Genomic DNA, 17,643 nt, shown 5'->3' with positions numbered 1-17,643 from the left:
GGTTATTTGTTTTATCAAGGAACAAGTAGTATGCGCAAAATCGCATTATTTATTGCGATGCTTCTGTTGCCATGCGTGTCATTCGCAGGGCTACTCAGCAGTAACAGCTCGACAACGCCAATGAGCAAAGAGTATAAGCAGCAATTAATGGGCTCACCGGTCTACATTGAGATCTTTAAAGAAGAGCGCATGCTCGATCTTTACGTCAAAATGGGCGAAACCTATCAGCTTCTCGATAGCTACCGGATCTGCAACTACTCCGGTGGTCTCGGACCCAAGCAGCGTCAGGGCGATTTTAAGAGCCCGGAAGGTTTCTATAATGTTTCCCGCAATCAGCTAAAACCTGACAGTCGCTTCTATAAAGCAATCAATATCGGCTTCCCGAACGCCTACGATCGTGCGCATGGTTATGAAGGTAAATACCTGATGATTCACGGCGCGTGCGTATCAGTCGGCTGTTATGCCATGACCGATACCGGTATTGATGAGATTTTCCAGTTCGTCACCGGGGCGCTCGTCTTCGGCCAGTCCAGCGTCCAGGTCAGCATTTATCCTTTCCGCATGACCGATGCCAACATGGCCCGTCACAAATTTTCCTATTTCACCGATTTCTGGAAACAGCTGAAGCCTGGCTATGATTACTTCCAGCAGACGCACAAGCCGCCGGTAGTCTCAGTGGCCGATGGTCGCTACGTGGTAAGCAAGCCGCTTAGCCACGAAGTTGTCCAGCCGCAGCTGGCCTCAAACTACACGGTCCCCGAGGCAAAATAACGCCCACTCGCCTGGCATGATCTTATTCCAGGTTTCGTTGCCGGTTAACGGTTGAGTGGCAATCACGGAGACCACATCATTCGGTGTGGTCTCGCGTTGAAAATCGATTTCCACATCCTGATCCAGCAACGTTGCTACACCAAACGGCGCGCGTCGCGTGATCCAGTATAAATTGGTTGAGCAAAACGCCATCACATAGCGTCCATCGGACAGCAGCATGTTAAACACGCCTTTTTCGCGCAGCGTTCCGGCAAGCGTAGCGATATATCTAAACACCTCGACCATATCATCCGGCGTATTGGGATAGCGTTCAGTTACGCTATTCAGTAACCAGCAGAAGGCTTTCTCGCTGTCCGTCTCGCCAATCGGCTGCAGGTTTCCCGTCTCCAGAGACTCATATCCTTCTAACTGGCCGTTATGCGCGTAGGTCCAGTTACGTCCCCAGAGTTCACGGGTAAACGGATGAGTATTTTCCAGCGCGACGATCCCCCGGTTAGCCTGGCGAATATGGGCGATGACTGAACATGATTTAATGGGATAGTCCTGGACCAACTTAGCAATCGGTGACTGAAAGCTAGGCTGTGGATCTTTAAATGTGCGACAGCCCTTACCTTCATAAAAGGTAATGCCCCAGCCGTCTTTATGCGGCCCAGTTCCGCCACCGCGCTGCACCAGCCCGGTAAAACTAAAGCAAATATCTGTTGGCACATTCGCGCTCATCCCGAGCAATTCGCACATAGATCACCTCATACAACTTACTGAAACATAAAAGGCGTTATTGGTGCAGTCAATTTGGACACGGCCAGCGCGCAGAAACCGTAGCGTACTTCATGTACGTGAGGATGATTCGCTACGCTCCCCCTTCGGGCCGCCCTGAAGGGCGTTCAAAACTCGGTGAGTTTTGTCTGAGCACTGCCCGGGTTCAAAATGGCTAACTAAAGAGCCTTTTAAGCTTTAACCATCTCTTTTTCAATCAACATAATCAGGATATGAATCACTTTAATGTGAATTTCCTGAATGCGATCGGCATAACCAAAATGCGGTACGCGAATTTCAACATCCGCAGAGCCCGCCATTTTACCGCCATCTTTGCCGGTCAGAGTGATGACTTTCATTCCCTGAGCGCGAGCGGCTTCAATCGCTTTAATAACGTTACCGGAGTTACCGGAAGTAGAAATCCCGAGCAACACGTCACCTGCGCGGCCCACCGACTCAACGTAGCGAGAAAAAACATATTCATAGCCAAAATCATTACTGACGCAAGAGAGATGGCTCACGTCTGAAATCGCAATTGCCGGATAGCCAGGGCGGTTTTCACGATAGCGCCCGGTCAGTTCTTCCGCAAAATGCATCGCATCGCAGTGAGAACCGCCATTACCGCAGGAGAGAACTTTGCCACCAGCCTTAAAGCTATCCGCCAGCAGCACCGCTGCACGCTGAATGGCATGAATGTTGGCATCGTCCTGCAGAAAATTAGCCAGCGTTTCCGCCGCTTCGTTCAGTTCGTTACGAATAAGATCCTGGTACATGAGGATAATCCTTCAGTATTTGTGGGATAACTCAGGCAGTTTACCGGATAGCCGCCGATGCGAGAAGCAGCAGACGGGTCTATCCCCTGCGCTTTTGATTTTATGTGCCGCATTTCCGTACAACAATGTGAGCAATGTTGTAATTATTTTGTAAACACATTGCTAAAACAAATTACATCCACTACAACCATATCATCACAAGTGGTCAGACCTCCTACAAGACAGGGAGCATTTCTTTATGATGATTTTGAGTATTGTTGCAACCGTTGTTTTACTCGGTGCGCTCTTCTATCACCGAATCAATCTGCTGCTTAGCAGCGCGATTTTGCTTGCCTGGACTGCGGCACTCGGCGTTGCTGGGCTGTGGAATATCTGGCTACTGGTACCGCTGGCAATCATTCTCCTGCCGTTTAACTTTGCGCCAATGCGTAAATCAATGATTTCAGTTCCCGCATTTCGCGCTTTCCGCAAGGTTATGCCGCCGATGTCGCGTACTGAAAAAGAAGCCATTGATGCCGGTACCACCTGGTGGGAAGGCGACCTGTTTCGCGGTAACCCTGACTGGCAGAAGCTGCACAACTACCCGCAGCCGCGCCTGACCGCTGAAGAACAAGCCTTTATTGACGGCCCGGTTGAAGAAGCCTGCCGCATGGCGAACGACTTCGAAATTACCCACGAAATGGCCGATCTACCGCCGGAGCTGTGGGCTTATCTGAAAGAGCATCGCTTCTTCGCGATGATCATCAAGAAAGAGTACGGCGGCCTGGAGTTTTCTGCTTTCGCCCAGGCGCGCGTGTTGCAAAAACTGTCCGGTGTTTCCGGGATTCTGGCGATTACCGTCGGCGTACCTAACTCATTAGGCCCAGGCGAACTGCTGCAGCATTACGGCACCGAAGAGCAGAAAAATCACTATCTGCCACGTCTGGCGCGCGGTCAGGAAATTCCATGTTTCGCGCTGACCAGCCCGGAAGCTGGCTCAGATGCTGGGGCCATTCCGGACACCGGCGTGGTCTGCATGGGCGAATGGCAGGGCCAACAGGTGCTGGGTATGCGCCTGACCTGGAACAAACGCTATATCACGCTGGCCCCCATAGCCACCGTTTTGGGTCTGGCGTTTAAACTCTCCGACCCCGACCGTCTGTTGGGCGGTGAAGAAGAGCTGGGTATCACCTGTGCCCTGATCCCAACAGCCACACCAGGCGTTGAGATCGGTCGTCGCCACTTCCCGCTGAACGTTCCGTTCCAGAATGGCCCGACCCAAGGTAAAGATATTTTTGTTCCTATCGATTACATCATTGGCGGCCCGTCGATGGCCGGTCAGGGCTGGCGGATGCTGGTTGAATGTTTATCCGTGGGCCGCGGCATCACATTACCGTCCAATGCCACGGGCGGCCTGAAATCCGTCGCCATGGCTACCGGCGCCTACGCGCATATTCGCCGCCAGTTCAAAATCTCTATCGGTAAAATGGAAGGGATTGAAGAACCGCTGGCGCGTATTGCAGGTAACGCCTACGTGATGGATGCCGCAGCCTCGCTGATTACCTACGGTATTATGCTCGGTGAAAAACCGGCAGTACTATCGGCAATTGTGAAATATCACTGTACCCATCGCGGCCAGCGCTCGATCATTGACGCAATGGATATTACCGGCGGTAAAGGCATTATGCTCGGCAGCGGTAACTTCCTGGCGCGAGCCTATCAGGGCGCACCAATCGCTATCACCGTAGAGGGGGCGAATATCCTCACCCGCAGCATGATGATCTTCGGTCAGGGGGCGATTCGTTGCCATCCGTACGTGCTGGATGAAATGGCCGCCGCGCAGAATAACGATGTTAACGCATTCGATAAGCTGCTGTTCAAACATATCGGTCATGTGGGTAGCAACAAAGTACGCAGCTTCTGGCTGGGTCTGACTCGCGGCCTCACCAGCAGTTCACCGACCCGCGATGCCACTCGCCGCTACTATCAGCATATGAATCGCCTGAGCGCCAACCTGGCCCTGCTGTCCGATGTCTCAATGGCGGTACTCGGCGGCAGTCTGAAGCGCCGCGAGCGTATTTCAGCGCGCCTGGGCGATGTACTGAGCCAGCTCTATCTGGCCTCTGCAGTGCTGAAGCGCTATGACGATGAAGGGCGTAACGAAGCAGATTTGCCGCTGGTTCACTGGGGCGTGCAGGATGCACTGTATCAGGCAGAACAGGCGATTGACGATCTGCTGGTCAACTTTCCTAATCGGCTGGTGGCCGGAGCGCTTCGCGTAGCCATCTTCCCGACCGGACGTCATTATCTGGCCCCTTCAGACAAGCTGGATCATAAAGTAGCGAAAATTCTGCAGGTTCCGAGCGCGACTCGTTCTCGTATCGGCCGCGGTCAGTACTTGACGCCGAGCGAGCATAACCCGGTTGGATTGCTGGAAGAGGCGCTGCTCGATGTTATGGCAGCCGACCCCATCCACCAGCGTATTTGCAAAGAGCTGGGTAAGAACCTGTCGTTTACCCGTCTTGATGAACTGGCTCATAACGCGCTGGCAAAAGGGTTAATTAATCAGGATGAGGCAGATATTCTGGTTCGTGCCGAGAACAGTCGCCTGCGCAGTATTAACGTCGACGACTTCGCCCCGGATGAACTGGCGACCCGCCCGGTAAAGCTGCCGGAGAAAGTACGCAAGATTGAAGCGGCATAAAAAAACCATAATATAACAACATCACGATCGAGGCGGGCTCCCCCGCCTCTTTTTTTGCCCGCCTCCCAACTTATCATTTTATTAACAAAATATTCCGCCAGCCATCCACTGGCTGATATGGTGTTAAAGTAATAATAAGCCTCTCTTGATACTGGAGTTCATCATTGTGCCCGGACTGAAAATTACCCTTTTACAACAACCGCTGGTGTGGATGGACGGTCCCGCCAACTTGCGCCATTTCGATCGTCAACTGGAAGGAATTACCGGGCGTGATGTGATTGTTCTACCGGAAATGTTCACTACCGGTTTCGCGATGGAGGCGGCAAAGCAGTCGCTAGCGCAAGAGGATGTTATTGCCTGGATGGAAGCGAAGGCCGCGCAAACCAACGCGCTAATCGCAGGCAGTGCAGCACTGCAAACGGAGCGCGGGCCCGTTAACCGCTTTCTGTTGGTTGAGCCTGATGGTAAAACGCATTTTTATGATAAACGACACCTGTTTCGCATGGCGGATGAGCATCATCATTATGAGGCGGGTAACGATCGCGTGATTTTTGAATGGCGCGGCTGGAGAATTCTGCCGCTGGTATGCTACGACTTGCGCTTCCCGGTGTGGTCACGTAACCATAATGACTATGATTTAGCACTTTACGTTGCCAACTGGCCCGCACCGCGCTCCACCCACTGGCAGGCATTGCTGGTCGCCCGAGCAATTGAAAACCAGGCCTACGTCGCCGGTTGTAACCGCGTAGGTACCGACGGCAACGGCCATCACTATCGGGGAGACAGCCGGATTATCACCCCACAAGGAGAGATAATCGCCACCGCCGAACCGCATCAGGCTACGCGCCTGGATGCTGAACTGTCATTAACAGCGCTTAAAGAGTACCGCGAAAAATTTCCGGCCTGGCAGGATGCGGACCCTTTCACACTCAACTAATGCAAATATACCCTAAATAATTCAAGTTGCTTAAAGACGGCAAGGGAGTGAGTCCCCGGGAGCATAGATAACTATGTAACCGGGGTGAGCGAGCGCAGCCAACACATAAGCAGCTTGAAGTATGACGGGTATAAAGGGGAGCCAATGCTCCCTTTCCTATATTTTAAACAAGATCCTTGCTGCGCAGTAGACCAGTAACAAAGCTAAAAAGAAGTTTACCTGACGCCCATAATGCAGGAATAAGCGCTGAAACAGATGCCCGGTCAGCGCCCAACACACGTTGCCGAAAGTTCCAATTACCGCAAGAAGCAAACTCACGCTCACCAGCCAAACAGGATCACGCGTCACCGGCAGTACAAAGGTCGACAGTGCCGTAATCCCATAAAGGATAATTTTAACATTCACAAACTGTAGGCCCAAGCTCATCCAAAAACTTACCGGTTTGCCACTGATGTCATTACCAGCAGGTTTACTCTTCGCTATTTGCCACGCTAACCAAAGAATATAGGCAGCACCAATCCAACTCAGTGTCCGGGATAATCCCTCATCAAGCATAACTAGCGAATACGTCAGGCCAGCGCAAATCAGCATCGTAATAATAAACCCCGCGCTCATCCCGGCCAGCACGAACATGCTTTTGCGCAACCCATGTGAAGCTACGCTGCTCAGCGCAAGAATGTTATTCGGCCCGGGGGTCAATGCGGTTATCAAGGTGTAGGTTAAAAATGCGCTTATCAGGGCTGGGGTCACTTGTCTTCTCCTGTTTTTTAGCCGACAGTACCCGATATAAATCATTTAAAAAAATGAATATTATTTCATTCTAAATTCGATAATTTCGATACATTGAGGTCATGATGGACTTACGTCGCTTTGTCACGCTCAAAACGGTTGTTGAAGAGGGCTCCTTTTTACGCGCTTCGCAGAAACTATGCTGTACGCAATCAACAGTGACATTTCACATTCAACAACTTGAGCAAGAGCTGTCTATCCAGCTTTTTGAAAAAATCGGCCGCCGGATGTGCCTGACTACAGCCGGGAAAAATATTCTTCCCCACATCCACGAGCTGATAAAAGTGATGGAGTCCATTCGCCATGCCGCCAGGCAGGATCAGGAGCCGAGTGGAGAGCTCCGTGTTGCCACCGGGGAAACGCTGCTGGCATATAAAATCCCCGCCGTTTTACAACGCTTTAAGCTACGGGCGCCAAAGGTTCGTTTATCTTTGCAATCGTTAAATTGCTATTCGATTCGCGATGCCCTGCTGGATGATGATGTTGATCTCGGAGTGTTTTACCGCGTCGGTAATGATGAAGCATTGAAAATTCACCACTTTGGCGAGCAGCGACTGGTACTGGTCGCTTCGCCGGAACACACTTCGCTTAACTTTATGCGCCGGGACCAACACATTCCACTGAGTTTTATCATCAATGAACCACAGTGCATTTTCCGACAAATATTTGAAAGCGAGCTGCGCAAGCGCGGCATTACCCTGGAAAATACGATTGAGCTATGGAGTATCGAAAGTATCAAGCAATGCGTGGCGGGTAATCTCGGCGTAAGCTACCTGCCGCGATTTGCCGTAGAACAAGAATTGCGTGAAGGTAAACTGGTGGAACTGCCTTTCAGTAAAAAACCGCTGACTATTAATGCGGTTTGCGGGTATCACGCCAGCAAAGTTGTCAGCCCGGCGATGCAGGTCTTTGTCGAGTGTATGGAGGAGTGCCTGAAGGCCTGATTCAGAAAATTGCACAGGCCTAAAACGACGAAAGCCTGAATCATTGCTGATTCAGGCTTTCTGAATAGTGGCGGAACGGACGGGACTCGAACCCGCGACCCCCTGCGTGACAGGCAGGTATTCTAACCGACTGAACTACCGCTCCACTTACTGTTCCCTTGGGAACGAGGCAGATACTACGGTTTCCCCTCTACTCCGTCAATGGTTTTTCTTCATTTATGAATCGCTTGCTGCAAAAATCGCCCATCGGACTATTTTTCATGCATATTCCGACAACTCAGGCCCGCCACAGGCAGCTTCCACCTTTCTTTTGTACCAAATCGAGCCGCGATTCATGGTTCATTAGCTCTTCGTCCGAGGCATAAACCACACGTAATTTGCTTACGGCCCGGACTACGCGCTGTATTCCCATTTCACCAGCCTGCTGCTGACTTTCTCCTTCCATTGAGAAAGCCATTGTAGTCTGCCCGCCGGTCATCATCAGATAAACGTCGGCCAGAATCTGGGCATCGAGCAACGCTCCGTGCAGCGTTCGCTTACTGTTGTCTATTTCATAACGTGAGCAAAGTGCATCAAGGCTATTACGCTTGCCCGGAAACATTTTACGCGCCAGGGCCAGGCTATCGGTGACCTTACAAAACGTATCGGTTTTCGGAATTCCACGCTTAAGCTTGCCAAACTCATAGTCCATAAAGCCGATATCGAACGATGCGTTATGTATGACCAGTTCCGCACCACGGATGTAATCCATAAACTCATCAGCAACATCAGCAAACACCGGCTTATCCATCAGGAATTCATCAGCAATACCGTGAACACCAAATGCTTCAGGATCCACCAGCCGATCTGGTTTTAAATAGACGTGGAAGTTATTCCCGGTCAGGCGGCGGTTAATCACCTCCACCGCGCCGATCTCGATTATCTTGTGCCCTTCATAATGAACCCCGAGTTGGTTCATACCGGTGGTTTCAGTATCGAGAACAATCTGTCGTGTAATTGCAGTGCTCATAGCGGTCATTTATGTCAGACTTACCGTTTTACGTATCGATTTCAATTACAGGAAGTCTACCAGAGATGCTCAAACAGGTAGAAATTTTCACCGATGGCTCTTGTCTGGGAAATCCAGGCCCAGGCGGTTACGGTGCAATTTTACGCTATCGGGGGAAAGAGAAAACCTTTAGCGAAGGTTTTAATCTTACGACTAATAACCGCATGGAGATGATGGCAGCAATCGTCGCTCTGGAAGCGCTGAAAGAACAGTGTGAAGTGATTCTCAGCACCGACAGCCAGTATGTTCGCCAGGGGATTACTCAGTGGATCCATAACTGGAAAAAACGCGGATGGAAAACCGCGGACAAAAAACCAGTCAAAAACGTCGATCTCTGGCAACGACTGGACACAGCGCTGGGCCAACACAAAATAAAATGGGAATGGGTCAAAGGCCATGCCGGCCATCCGGAAAATGAACGCTGCGACGAACTGGCACGTACAGCAGCCTCTAACCCCACCCAGGACGATACCGGTTATAAGGCAGAAAGTTAATTCTGCCCTTTGCGCCACTGTCGTGTGGCTCCGACTGCCTGCCGTATCCGGTTTTTTGCTTTACCCGATTTCATCGGGTTTAGCGTCAAGGGTATGGTGCGTTTGCGAGCAATAATTAGCTGTAAGCAGCCCAGAGCGGGCAAATGCGTACTAAGCATTTTCCCCCCATGACGGGACCAGGGTAGCACCTGATAGCGACCACAGTGGAGCACTTCAAAGTTCAGCAACGCCAGCCAATCTAGCTGGCGCGTTAACGTAAACATCCGGCTGTTATACGGGGGCTTATTGCGTAACACGGGTACTAGTTTACGTAACCCCATCAGACTCATTGGATTAAAACTGGTTAAAATAATCCAGCCATCATCAATCAGCACCCTGTCCGCCTCCCGCAGCAGGCGGTGCGGATCGCTACACCACGGCAAAGTATGAGCCAGTAAACAGGCATCAACTGATTTCTCGGCAAAAGGTAAATACAATGGATCGGCTTTCACCTGTATCGGGTTACCCTGCAAAGAAACATTCACCTGATGAGAAATAGCGCAGGATTCGGTATTGATTTCCGCGCTCAGATTGCCAATTTTAAGTAAATGAAAACCATATAATTTAGCCAGCCACGGTTTCATCTGGCGTTCTAGTGATTCGCGATAGTATTCACCCCATGGCATGCTGGACCAATGCTCGGGCGCTGCCACTGTATGAGGTATCCTTGCCGGCTTCATCACAACCTTCCGCTATGCTTTGAGAGGTAATTTATGAATCTTATCAGTATTCCCGCATTTCAGGACAACTACATCTGGGTTCTTGCTGAGGATAGTGGACGCTGTCTGATAGTCGATCCTGGTGAAGCGGCACCCGTGTTGGCCGCAATAGAACAGAACCACTGGCAACCAGAAGCCATTCTATTGACTCACCACCACCGCGATCACGTTGGCGGAGTAAAACAACTTCGCGAGAAATTTCCTGCAGTCGTGGTTTACGGGCCGGCAGAAACCCTGGATAAGGGAACCACTCACCTTGTGGCTGATGGCGATAGCATCTCCGTTTTAGAGCGTGAGTGTTCTATTTTCGCCACTCCGGGTCACACTTTAGGACACATCTGTTTCTTCATGAAACCTTATCTATTCTGCGGTGACACTATGTTTTCAGGTGGCTGCGGTAGGTTATTTGAAGGCACCCCAGAGCAGATGTATCAATCATTTATGAAGATCAGCGCTCTTCCCGATGAAACGTTAATATGTTGCGCACATGAGTACACTTTAGCAAACATGAAGTTTGCATTAAGCATCCTGCCCCTGGATAGGGATATAAATGATTACTACCACAAAGTTAATGAGTTACGTGCAAAAAAACAAAATACACTACCCGTAATTCTGAAAAATGAGCGTCGTATAAATTTATTTTTACGCACAGATGACAATGATTTAATTAAAGAAATTTCCAAAGAAACAAATTTGCAACACTCTATTGAGAGATTTGCATGGTTAAGGTCAAAGAAAGACGTCTTCTGATATTTAATTCTTGTCTTCGGTCGACTTCACCGTTATTCTTGCTCGTCTTTTAAGCAACTATTGACACACACATGAAGGCACGAGCGATTTTACTCGTCTCTGTCCTGCTGGTAGGGTGCCAGGCGTCTAAACACGATGGCACCGTTCAACAGCACGCACAGAGCCTTTCTGCAGCGAGTCAAGGGGAAGCAGGTAAGTTCACAAGTCAAGCGCGCTGGTTAGATGATGGAACCTTCTACGCGCAAGACCAGGATCTGTGGGCTTCCATTGGCGACGAGCTGAAGATGGGAATTCCGGAAAATGTCCGGATTCGCGAACAAAAACAGAAATATTTGAGAAATAAGAGCTATCTCCACGATGTAACTTTACGGGCAGAGCCGTATATGTACTGGATAGCCGGGCAAGTTAAGAAACGTAACATGCCTATGGAACTGGTATTACTACCCATAGTGGAGAGCGCTTTTGACCCGCATGCAACGTCTGGTGCCAATGCCGCAGGCATTTGGCAGATCATTCCGAGCACCGGGCGCAATTATGGTTTGAAGCAAACCCGCAGTTATGATGCGCGTCGTGATATCGTCGCCTCAACAACTGCGGCGTTGAATATGATGCAACGTCTGAACAAAATGTTCGACGGCGATTGGTTATTAACCGTCGCAGCATATAACAGCGGCGAAGGCCGGGTAATGAAGGCAATTAAAGCCAACAAATCACGTGGAAAACCCACTGATTTTTGGTCACTCTCATTACCTCAGGAAACCAAAATCTACGTACCTAAAATGCTGGCTTTGAGTGATATTCTCAAGAACAGCAAGCAGTATGGCGTAAAACTGCCAACAGCAGACGAAAGCCGAGCGCTGGCACGTGTACGCCTCGACAACCCGGTTGAGATTTCACAGCTAGCCGATATGGCAGGAATGCCGGTTAGTAAGCTGAAGACGTTCAACGCAGGTGTTAAGGGTTCAACCCTGGGCGCTAATGGGCCTAACTACGTATTGGTGCCGCAGAAACACGCAGCTCAATTGCGTGAGTCTTTGGCTTCCGGTGACATTGCTGCAGTGCAGCCGACTCAGCTTGCGGACAACAGACCGTTGACCAGTCGTAGTTACAAAGTGCGATCTGGAGATACTATCTCCGGTATAGCATCTCGACTCGGTGTATCAACGAGAGATCTGCAGCAATGGAATGGTATTCGCGGATCAAACCTGAAAGTGGGTCAGAGTCTCGTGATCGGTGCAGGTAGCAGTGCAGAGCGTCTGGCAAACAATAGCGATAGCATCACTTATCGCGTGCGCAAAGGCGACTCGCTATCGAGTATTGCAAAACGTCATGGCGTGAACATTCGCGATGTGATGCGCTGGAACAACGATACAGGCAACCTGAAACCTGGGGATCAGTTAACGCTGTTTGTGAAAAACAGCGACAGACCTGAATCCTGATAGCTCAGGATTCATTTTAAAAGGCACCCATGTGGTGCCTTTTGTTTTTTTCTGCTCTAGATCGCTTTATGTGCCTCAAACATAATTGTATCGCTGGTAAAAGATCCATCCAGCGCCAGTGCAAAGTAAGCCTTAACCTCTGCCGATGCACTCTCCTGATACAGGCGAATAGCCTCCACCAAAGGCGCTGGCGTCCGCATCCGGGCAACCCATGAGCTGAATTCCAGCGGCAAGCGATCGGTCAGCAAATTATTCGTCACTAATCCCGCCTCATTCGCCATTGCCAGCCATTCACCGCTTGAGTAATTGCGAACATGAGAAGTATCGCGCAAAGCCTCAACGGTCTGCAGCCAAACATCACGAACCGGATGCCCTGGCGACATGACGTCCATGATAATTACGGCTCCTCCCGGTTTCAGCACCCGCTTGACTTCGCGTAATGCCTGACCGACATCATGCCAATGATGTGCAGAATAGCGGCTAATCACCACATCAAAACTGGCATCAGCGAAAGGCAGTGATTCGGCATAACCCTGCTGAGTCGCAATATTAACAAACCCTTTATCCGAAGCGGCCTGAGCTACAACCTCCAGCATCTGGCTGGATAAATCATACGCCACTACCTGTGCAACCTGTCCTGCAGCTGCAAAACTGGCATGACCGGCGCCACATCCCATGTCCAGCACGTGAGCCTGCGGAAAATCGGCTAACCTTTCTGCCAGACGTTGCAGATCGCGCCCAGATGCGTGTACAGCACTAGTCAGATAAGCGCTAGCCTGCGAGCCAAACTGTTTTTCGACATTGTCGTGATGAGAACGTGTTGTCATTACTTTGTCCTTCGGTTTTTTGAGTAATAAAGGCAGAACCATACTTGCGCAGGCCTGCCCCATGGCAGGCCTGACATACCTTAATTAATCAGGCTTGCCGGGACTGAATTCAACTAGTAGAGGGTTGTGGTCGGAGGCGCGTGTCACCAATACGGAAGCGTCGTGTACGCTTAAGCCTCGATAGAACACAAAATCAAGCGGACGACCAAAAGCGCGACGTCGCTGATCGTCAGAGAAACGGACTTCACGCAGCGACATTTCTCGCGCAAAGCGGTACAAAGCGTTCATTCGCGGACGGCTCCAGGCGTTGAAATCACCCGCCATAATCACCGGTCCGCTGTGATGGGCTATCTGATCGCCTATCGGCAACAGCTGCTTGCTGTAGACATCGACGCCAAGGCTGAAGTTGACCGCGTGAATATTCACTACCATCAGCAAACGGGAATCTGGTAACGGATAAACTGTAACCAGCGCTGACTTCGCCAACCGCAGGATCGGCTCGCGTTCACGCAGAGGGCAGCAGTATATCGGATGAGCAGAGGCTAACGTCATCACGCCAGAAGGATGCTGAGGCAGTACCAGCGCCGGCACCTGATCAGCGGCCAGATAATTGGACGTAGCAAATTTTACTAACTCAGGCGTGGTTTGCGCTTCCTGTAACAGCACCAAGTGGGCATCTTTGCCGAAATTATTAAGAACGGATTTCCACTCGGCGCGCTGCTGTTTGAAGATATTCCACACCAGCACGCGGATTTTTTCATCCGAGCTTAACGGCACCCCGGAAGGGAAAGCCGGAGTAATGCCTGCAAACGACCCCGGAGGTAAAATTCTCTCCGCGGGTTGTCCGGCGACATAGCGCATGGCATAGGTATTCTTTCGCAATTTAGGCATCAAACCTCGATAACAGGAAACCAGCCCGACTGCGGCTGGTCCTTCTGTTATAGGGATTTTTGTATACACTTTCAATGCAATTTGCCAGAAACCGTTATCCTTCTACGGAAAGGCCCGTAGCACAGCGCTGAGGCTTATCGAGCCGACCGCTAATAACCACCAATAACAACGCAACCAGCACAATCAGCGCGCCAATCCATGGCGTCTGAGCCAAACCATAATGTTCCACCGTCTGTCCACCAATCACGGAACCTAACGCAATACCAATATTAAACGCTGCAATGTTCAAGCCGGAGGCGACATCGACCGCATCGGGAGTATATTGCTCCGCTTTTTGGACTACGTACACCTGTAGGCCAGGGACATTACCGAAAGCAAAAATACCCATCACCAGTATCGTCGCTAACGCGGCATAGTGAATACTTGCCGTGAACTGAAATACCAACAGCAGAACAACCAGGGCAGCAAAGATAAACTTCAGTGCTACAACGGCGCCATGTTTATCTGCCAGTTTACCGCCCCACACGTTACCAATTGCGACCGAAACACCATACCCCAATAAAATCCAACTCACTGCTGATGGGCTAAACCCGGCCAGATCTTGCATCATCGGTGCCAGGAAGGTAAAAGCGGTAAATACGCCACCATAACCAAGTGCAGTAATAGCATAAATAATTAGTAAACGTGGATGAGTCAGGACCTTAAGTTGATTACGCAGGCTAGCGCTGACGCGGCCAGGGATATTATTCGGTACCAGAATCAGGCTGCTAATTAACGCGATCGCTCCAAGGATCGATACCGCCAGGAATGTCTCACGCCAGCCAAAATGTTGGCCAATAAAAGTGCCTAGCGGAACACCGGTCACCAACGCAACTGTCAGACCACCAAACATAATTGCAATCGCCGAAGCAGCTTTCTCTTTTGGCACCAGGCTGGTAGCAATTGTCGAACCTATAGAGAAGAATACGCCGTGTGCCAGGCCTGTCAAAAGGCGGGCCAGAACGAGAGTTTCATAGCCAGGCGCCTGCCAGGCCAAAAGATTACCAGCGGTGAACAGTACCATCAATGCCAGTAGTAGTTGCTTACGCGGCATACGACCGGTCAATGCGGTGAGTACCGGGGCCCCAATTGCTACGCCTAACGCGTAGATAGAAACCAACAAACCCGCAGAGGGCAATGAGATAGACAGCTGTTCAGCAATTGCAGGTACCAGACCTACAATTACAAATTCAGTCGTGCCGATAGCAAAGGCACCGATCGTCAAGGCAAGTAGCGCCAGTGGCATAATTTACTCCGTATCATCAGGATTAAGATGACACGTAGTATGAAGGGATGTTTTAATAACAAAAATAGTTAAAATATCAATAGAATTTTGCCACAGGTGCAATAATGAGAGCTACCTCAGAAGAAATCGCTATCTTTGTCGCCGTAGTAGAGAGTGGTAGCTTCAGCCGCGCGGCTGAACAGTTAGGGCAAGCCAACTCTGCCGTAAGTCGGGCAGTGAAAAAACTGGAGTCAAAACTCGGTGTTAGCCTGCTTAACCGCACCACTCGTCAGCTAAGTTTGACCGAAGAGGGGGAGCGTTATTTTCGCCGTGTACAGGTGGTGCTTCAGGAAATGGCAGCGGCAGAGAATGAGCTTCTGGAAAGTCGGACGACGCCAAGAGGATTATTACGTGTTGATGCCGCAACACCAGTGATGCTGCATTTTCTGATGCCTTTGATAAAACCTTTTCGCGAACGCTACCCGGAAATGAGCCTTGCTTTGGTCTCCTCAGAAACGTTTATAAATCTGATTGAGCGTAAAGTTGATGTTGCCATCCGCGCGGGTACCCTGACTGATTCCAGTTTGCGCGCCAGACCGTTGTTTAATAGCTACCGCAAAATTATCGCCTCGCCGGAGTATATTGCTTGTTTCGGTACACCGCACAACGTAGCCGATTTAAAAAATCACCAGTGCCTGGGTTTTAGCGAACCCTTGTCATTGAATACATGGCCCGTTTCCTGCTGTGATGGCCAACTGCTGGAGGTTGAATGTGAAATATCGTCTAACAGTGGAGAAACACTCAAGCAACTTTGCCTCGCAGGTAACGGCATCGCTTGCCTGTCGGATTATATGGTGGATAAAGAGATTGCCAGCGGGGAGTTTGTTGAATTGCTTGCCGACAAACGCCTGCCGGTCGAGATGCCATTCAGCGCGGTGTACTACAGCGATAGGGCCGTAAGCACGCGCATCAGGGCATTTATTGATTTTCTTAGTGAGCACGTCAAACAGCTCCCGAAGGAGCTGTAAGAGACTGTCTTCCGGCAGCGGCGTAAACCGCCGTGCCGGAGGCCGTGGGTTAATCCCACTTCGGCGCCAGGCCTTCCGGGCTTACCAGGCGGTCGTTGCAATCCAGCGCAGCGATCGCTTGATGATCTTCATCATCCAGCTTCAGATCCAGCGCTTTCAGGTTGCTCGCCAGGTTTTCACGCTTGGTGGAAGATGGGATAACCGCATAACCTTCGCCCATCGCCCATGCCAGGATGACCTGAGCCGGGGTCGCATTATGTTTAGCGGCGATACGGGCAATCACTTCATCTTTCAGAGCTTTACCGTAGGCCAGCGTCATATAAGAAGTGATATGGATACCGTGCTCACGCGCCCAATCGACCACTTTACGGTTCTGCAGGTACGGAGACAGTTCGACCTGGTTGGTCGCGATATTCTCCGCACCGACAGTAGCAATTGCACGCTCCATCAGCGGGATAGTGAAGTTAGAGATACCAATCTGACGGGTCAGCCCTTCTTTCTTCGCTTCCAGTAGGGCGGCCATAAACTCTTCGACTGCAACAGCATCATTCGGTGACGGCCAATGGATCAGCGTCAGGTCGACATAGTCGGTACGAAGCTTCTGCAAACTCTCTTTCAGGCTGGCGATCAGCTTGTCTTTGCCCAGGTTTTCAATCCAGATCTTGGTGGTGATGAGCAGCTCATCACGCGCGATGCCACTTTCAGCAATGGCCTGACCTACAGCCGCTTCGTTATCATAGATTTGTGCGGTATCAATGGCGCGATAGCCCAGCTCCAGCGCCGTTTTTACAGAAGCGATTACCACATCATCTTTCAGGCGGAAGGTGCCAAGACCAAATGCAGGGATTGTCATGATTTTCCTCTTTATTTATCAATATCGGTTAACGAGGACAATTATGGCGAATGAAAGGAACGAGAAAAAGATCGCTATATGCAGAGGATTTTTGCTAAATCAGCAATAATTAAACGACAAGAAAAGAAAAAGCCCTGAGCAAACGCTCAGGGCTTTTAATAAGTGGCGGAACGGACGGGACTCGAACCCGCGACCCCCTGCGTGACAGGCAGGTATTCTAACCGACTGAACTACCGCTCCACCGAATTTCTTTACAACCACCGGTTTAATGCCCCGGTTTCACTTGCTAATTTGATGCCTGGCAGTTCCCTACTCTCACATGGGGAGACCCCACACTACCATCGGCGCTACGGCGTTTCACTTCTGAGTTCGGCATGGGGTCAGGTGGGACCACCGCGCTGTCGCCGCCAGGCAAATTCTGTTGTCAGAAACGAATCTTTTACACCGATACTGCGTTGGCTGCATTCGTAAAGTCAGTCACATACTCCAGTATGCTCCTTCCTTTCCTTCATTTGCCGCCTTGCCTCTGCGTAAAATCTTTCGTTCCCGAAAATCTGTAATCTAAGCTGAAAATCATCTCTCACGCCAAAACATCTTCGGCGTTGTAAGGTTAAGCCTCACGGTTCATTAGTACCGGT

The 17,643-nt window shown here is 50.5% G+C and carries 17 protein-coding genes, 2 tRNA genes and 1 rRNA gene; 8 read left to right on the top strand and 12 right to left on the bottom strand.

Going from position 1 to position 17,643, the window contains the following annotated elements; genetic code table 11:
* Positions 1 to 30 precede the first annotated feature (30 nt).
* Complete coding sequence (dpaA, locus tag QVF11_RS07370; protein WP_112214007.1) at positions 31 to 771, top strand: peptidoglycan meso-diaminopimelic acid protein amidase; 741 nt, start codon at positions 31 to 33, stop codon at positions 769 to 771.
* On the opposite strand, the gene QVF11_RS07365 is transcribed toward dpaA, so the two are convergent.
* Both QVF11_RS07365 and lpcA read right to left on the bottom strand, forming a co-directional pair.
* Complete coding sequence (locus QVF11_RS07365) at positions 742 to 1,509, bottom strand: class II glutamine amidotransferase (RefSeq protein ID WP_112214006.1); 768 nt, start codon at positions 1,507 to 1,509, stop codon at positions 742 to 744. The two genes, dpaA and QVF11_RS07365, sit on opposite strands and share 30 nt — an antisense overlap.
* 209 nt (positions 1,510 to 1,718) lie before the next feature.
* The gene (gene lpcA / locus QVF11_RS07360) at positions 1,719 to 2,300 is read right to left on the bottom strand and encodes a D-sedoheptulose 7-phosphate isomerase (RefSeq protein ID WP_112214005.1); all 582 of its coding nucleotides are present in this window, start codon (positions 2,298 to 2,300) and stop codon (positions 1,719 to 1,721) included.
* Between the two features lie 238 nt (positions 2,301 to 2,538).
* Here lpcA and fadE point away from each other — a divergent pair, with 238 nt between their 5' ends.
* Together fadE and QVF11_RS07350 are read left to right on the top strand one after the other, a co-directional pair.
* A complete protein-coding gene (gene fadE, locus QVF11_RS07355; protein WP_112214004.1) occupies positions 2,539 to 4,983 on the top strand; it encodes an acyl-CoA dehydrogenase FadE in 2,445 nt (814 codons plus the stop codon).
* A 166-nt stretch (positions 4,984 to 5,149) separates the two neighbouring features.
* Entirely contained in the window at positions 5,150 to 5,920 is a 771-nt protein-coding gene (locus QVF11_RS07350; protein WP_112214003.1) for an amidohydrolase, read from the top strand.
* A gap of 156 nt (positions 5,921 to 6,076) precedes the next feature.
* Here the strand turns inward: QVF11_RS07350 and eamB are convergent, their stop codons facing one another.
* On the bottom strand, positions 6,077 to 6,670 hold the full coding sequence (gene eamB / locus QVF11_RS07345; protein ID WP_112214002.1) for a cysteine/O-acetylserine transporter: 594 nt from the start codon (positions 6,668 to 6,670) through the stop codon (positions 6,077 to 6,079).
* Positions 6,671 to 6,774: 104 nt separating this feature from the next.
* On the opposite strand from eamB, the gene QVF11_RS07340 reads away from it, so the two are divergent.
* Positions 6,775 to 7,653 (top strand): LysR family transcriptional regulator, encoded by an 879-nt coding sequence (locus QVF11_RS07340; protein WP_287856102.1) that lies wholly within the window; start codon positions 6,775 to 6,777, stop codon positions 7,651 to 7,653.
* Positions 7,654 to 7,721: 68 nt separating this feature from the next.
* Here the strand turns inward: QVF11_RS07340 and QVF11_RS07335 are convergent.
* Both QVF11_RS07335 and dnaQ read right to left on the bottom strand, forming a co-directional pair.
* Positions 7,722 to 7,798 (bottom strand) — tRNA-Asp (locus tag QVF11_RS07335).
* Between the two features lie 132 nt (positions 7,799 to 7,930).
* On the bottom strand, positions 7,931 to 8,662 hold the full coding sequence (dnaQ, locus tag QVF11_RS07330; protein ID WP_220022284.1) for a DNA polymerase III subunit epsilon: 732 nt from the start codon (positions 8,660 to 8,662) through the stop codon (positions 7,931 to 7,933).
* A gap of 65 nt (positions 8,663 to 8,727) precedes the next feature.
* On the opposite strand from dnaQ, the gene rnhA reads away from it, so the two are divergent.
* Positions 8,728 to 9,195 carry a ribonuclease HI gene (gene rnhA / locus QVF11_RS07325; RefSeq protein ID WP_110273908.1) on the top strand — a complete coding sequence of 156 codons (468 nt, stop codon included), beginning with the start codon at positions 8,728 to 8,730 and terminating at the stop codon, positions 9,193 to 9,195.
* On the opposite strand, the gene QVF11_RS07320 is transcribed toward rnhA, so the two are convergent.
* On the bottom strand, positions 9,192 to 9,914 hold the full coding sequence (locus tag QVF11_RS07320; RefSeq protein ID WP_112213999.1) for a class I SAM-dependent methyltransferase: 723 nt from the start codon (positions 9,912 to 9,914) through the stop codon (positions 9,192 to 9,194). The genes rnhA and QVF11_RS07320 overlap by 4 nt on opposite strands.
* A gap of 33 nt (positions 9,915 to 9,947) precedes the next feature.
* Here QVF11_RS07320 and gloB point away from each other — a divergent pair, with 33 nt between their 5' ends.
* Positions 9,948 to 10,703: a hydroxyacylglutathione hydrolase gene (gene gloB, locus QVF11_RS07315; RefSeq protein ID WP_287855968.1), complete on the top strand. Its 756-nt coding sequence runs from the start codon at positions 9,948 to 9,950 to the stop codon at positions 10,701 to 10,703.
* Between the two features lie 71 nt (positions 10,704 to 10,774).
* Positions 10,775 to 12,142 (top strand): murein transglycosylase D, encoded by a 1,368-nt coding sequence (mltD, locus tag QVF11_RS07310; RefSeq protein WP_112213997.1) that lies wholly within the window; start codon positions 10,775 to 10,777, stop codon positions 12,140 to 12,142.
* A gap of 56 nt (positions 12,143 to 12,198) precedes the next feature.
* On the opposite strand, the gene QVF11_RS07305 is transcribed toward mltD, so the two are convergent.
* From QVF11_RS07305 to QVF11_RS07295, 3 genes are all read right to left on the bottom strand, one after another.
* Entirely contained in the window at positions 12,199 to 12,969 is a 771-nt protein-coding gene (locus QVF11_RS07305) for a class I SAM-dependent methyltransferase (RefSeq protein ID WP_287855966.1), read from the bottom strand.
* A gap of 84 nt (positions 12,970 to 13,053) precedes the next feature.
* Entirely contained in the window at positions 13,054 to 13,851 is a 798-nt protein-coding gene (locus tag QVF11_RS07300) for an endonuclease/exonuclease/phosphatase family protein (RefSeq protein ID WP_112214203.1), read from the bottom strand.
* 103 nt (positions 13,852 to 13,954) lie between these two features.
* Positions 13,955 to 15,145, bottom strand: coding sequence for an MFS transporter (locus tag QVF11_RS07295; RefSeq protein WP_112213996.1), 1,191 nt, complete (start codon positions 15,143 to 15,145; stop codon positions 13,955 to 13,957).
* Between the two features lie 104 nt (positions 15,146 to 15,249).
* Here QVF11_RS07295 and yafC point away from each other — a divergent pair, with 104 nt between their 5' ends.
* Entirely contained in the window at positions 15,250 to 16,152 is a 903-nt protein-coding gene (yafC, locus tag QVF11_RS07290) for a DNA-binding transcriptional regulator YafC (RefSeq protein ID WP_287855963.1), read from the top strand.
* Positions 16,153 to 16,201: 49 nt separating this feature from the next.
* Here yafC and dkgB read toward each other — a convergent pair whose 3' ends face one another.
* The 3 genes from dkgB to rrf form a co-directional block, all read right to left on the bottom strand.
* Complete coding sequence (gene dkgB / locus QVF11_RS07285; protein ID WP_287855961.1) at positions 16,202 to 17,005, bottom strand: 2,5-didehydrogluconate reductase DkgB; 804 nt, start codon at positions 17,003 to 17,005, stop codon at positions 16,202 to 16,204.
* A 163-nt stretch (positions 17,006 to 17,168) separates the two neighbouring features.
* Positions 17,169 to 17,245, bottom strand: a tRNA-Asp gene (locus QVF11_RS07280).
* Positions 17,246 to 17,301: 56 nt separating this feature from the next.
* Positions 17,302 to 17,417, bottom strand: a 5S ribosomal RNA gene (gene rrf, locus QVF11_RS07275).
* Between the last annotated feature and the right edge of the window lie 226 nt (positions 17,418 to 17,643).

The organism is Klebsiella sp., assembly GCF_027492335.1.
GTDB classification, from domain to species: Bacteria; Pseudomonadota; Gammaproteobacteria; order Enterobacterales; family Enterobacteriaceae; genus Klebsiella; species Klebsiella huaxiensis.
The sequence above is the reverse complement of the archived record's forward strand: the minus strand, read 5'-3'. Positions and strand labels throughout refer to the sequence as shown.

Bases quoted from the DNA above. Each gene is read 5' to 3' on its own strand.
- dpaA (WP_112214007.1), top strand. From the start codon at position 31: ATGCGCAAAATCGCATTATTTATTGCGATGCTTCTGTTGCCATGCGTG.
- QVF11_RS07365 (WP_112214006.1), bottom strand. From the start codon at position 1,509: ATGTGCGAATTGCTCGGGATGAGCGCGAATGTGCCAACAGATATTTGC.
- lpcA (WP_112214005.1), bottom strand. From the start codon at position 2,300: ATGTACCAGGATCTTATTCGTAACGAACTGAACGAAGCGGCGGAAACG.
- fadE (WP_112214004.1), top strand. From the start codon at position 2,539: ATGATGATTTTGAGTATTGTTGCAACCGTTGTTTTACTCGGTGCGCTC.
- QVF11_RS07340 (WP_287856102.1), top strand. From the start codon at position 6,775: ATGGACTTACGTCGCTTTGTCACGCTCAAAACGGTTGTTGAAGAGGGC.
- dnaQ (WP_220022284.1), bottom strand. From the start codon at position 8,662: ATGAGCACTGCAATTACACGACAGATTGTTCTCGATACTGAAACCACC.
- rnhA (WP_110273908.1), top strand. From the start codon at position 8,728: ATGCTCAAACAGGTAGAAATTTTCACCGATGGCTCTTGTCTGGGAAAT.
- QVF11_RS07320 (WP_112213999.1), bottom strand. From the start codon at position 9,914: ATGAAGCCGGCAAGGATACCTCATACAGTGGCAGCGCCCGAGCATTGG.
- gloB (WP_287855968.1), top strand. From the start codon at position 9,948: ATGAATCTTATCAGTATTCCCGCATTTCAGGACAACTACATCTGGGTT.
- mltD (WP_112213997.1), top strand. From the start codon at position 10,775: ATGAAGGCACGAGCGATTTTACTCGTCTCTGTCCTGCTGGTAGGGTGC.
- QVF11_RS07305 (WP_287855966.1), bottom strand. From the start codon at position 12,969: ATGACAACACGTTCTCATCACGACAATGTCGAAAAACAGTTTGGCTCG.
- QVF11_RS07295 (WP_112213996.1), bottom strand. From the start codon at position 15,145: ATGCCACTGGCGCTACTTGCCTTGACGATCGGTGCCTTTGCTATCGGC.
- yafC (WP_287855963.1), top strand. From the start codon at position 15,250: ATGAGAGCTACCTCAGAAGAAATCGCTATCTTTGTCGCCGTAGTAGAG.
- dkgB (WP_287855961.1), bottom strand. From the start codon at position 17,005: ATGACAATCCCTGCATTTGGTCTTGGCACCTTCCGCCTGAAAGATGAT.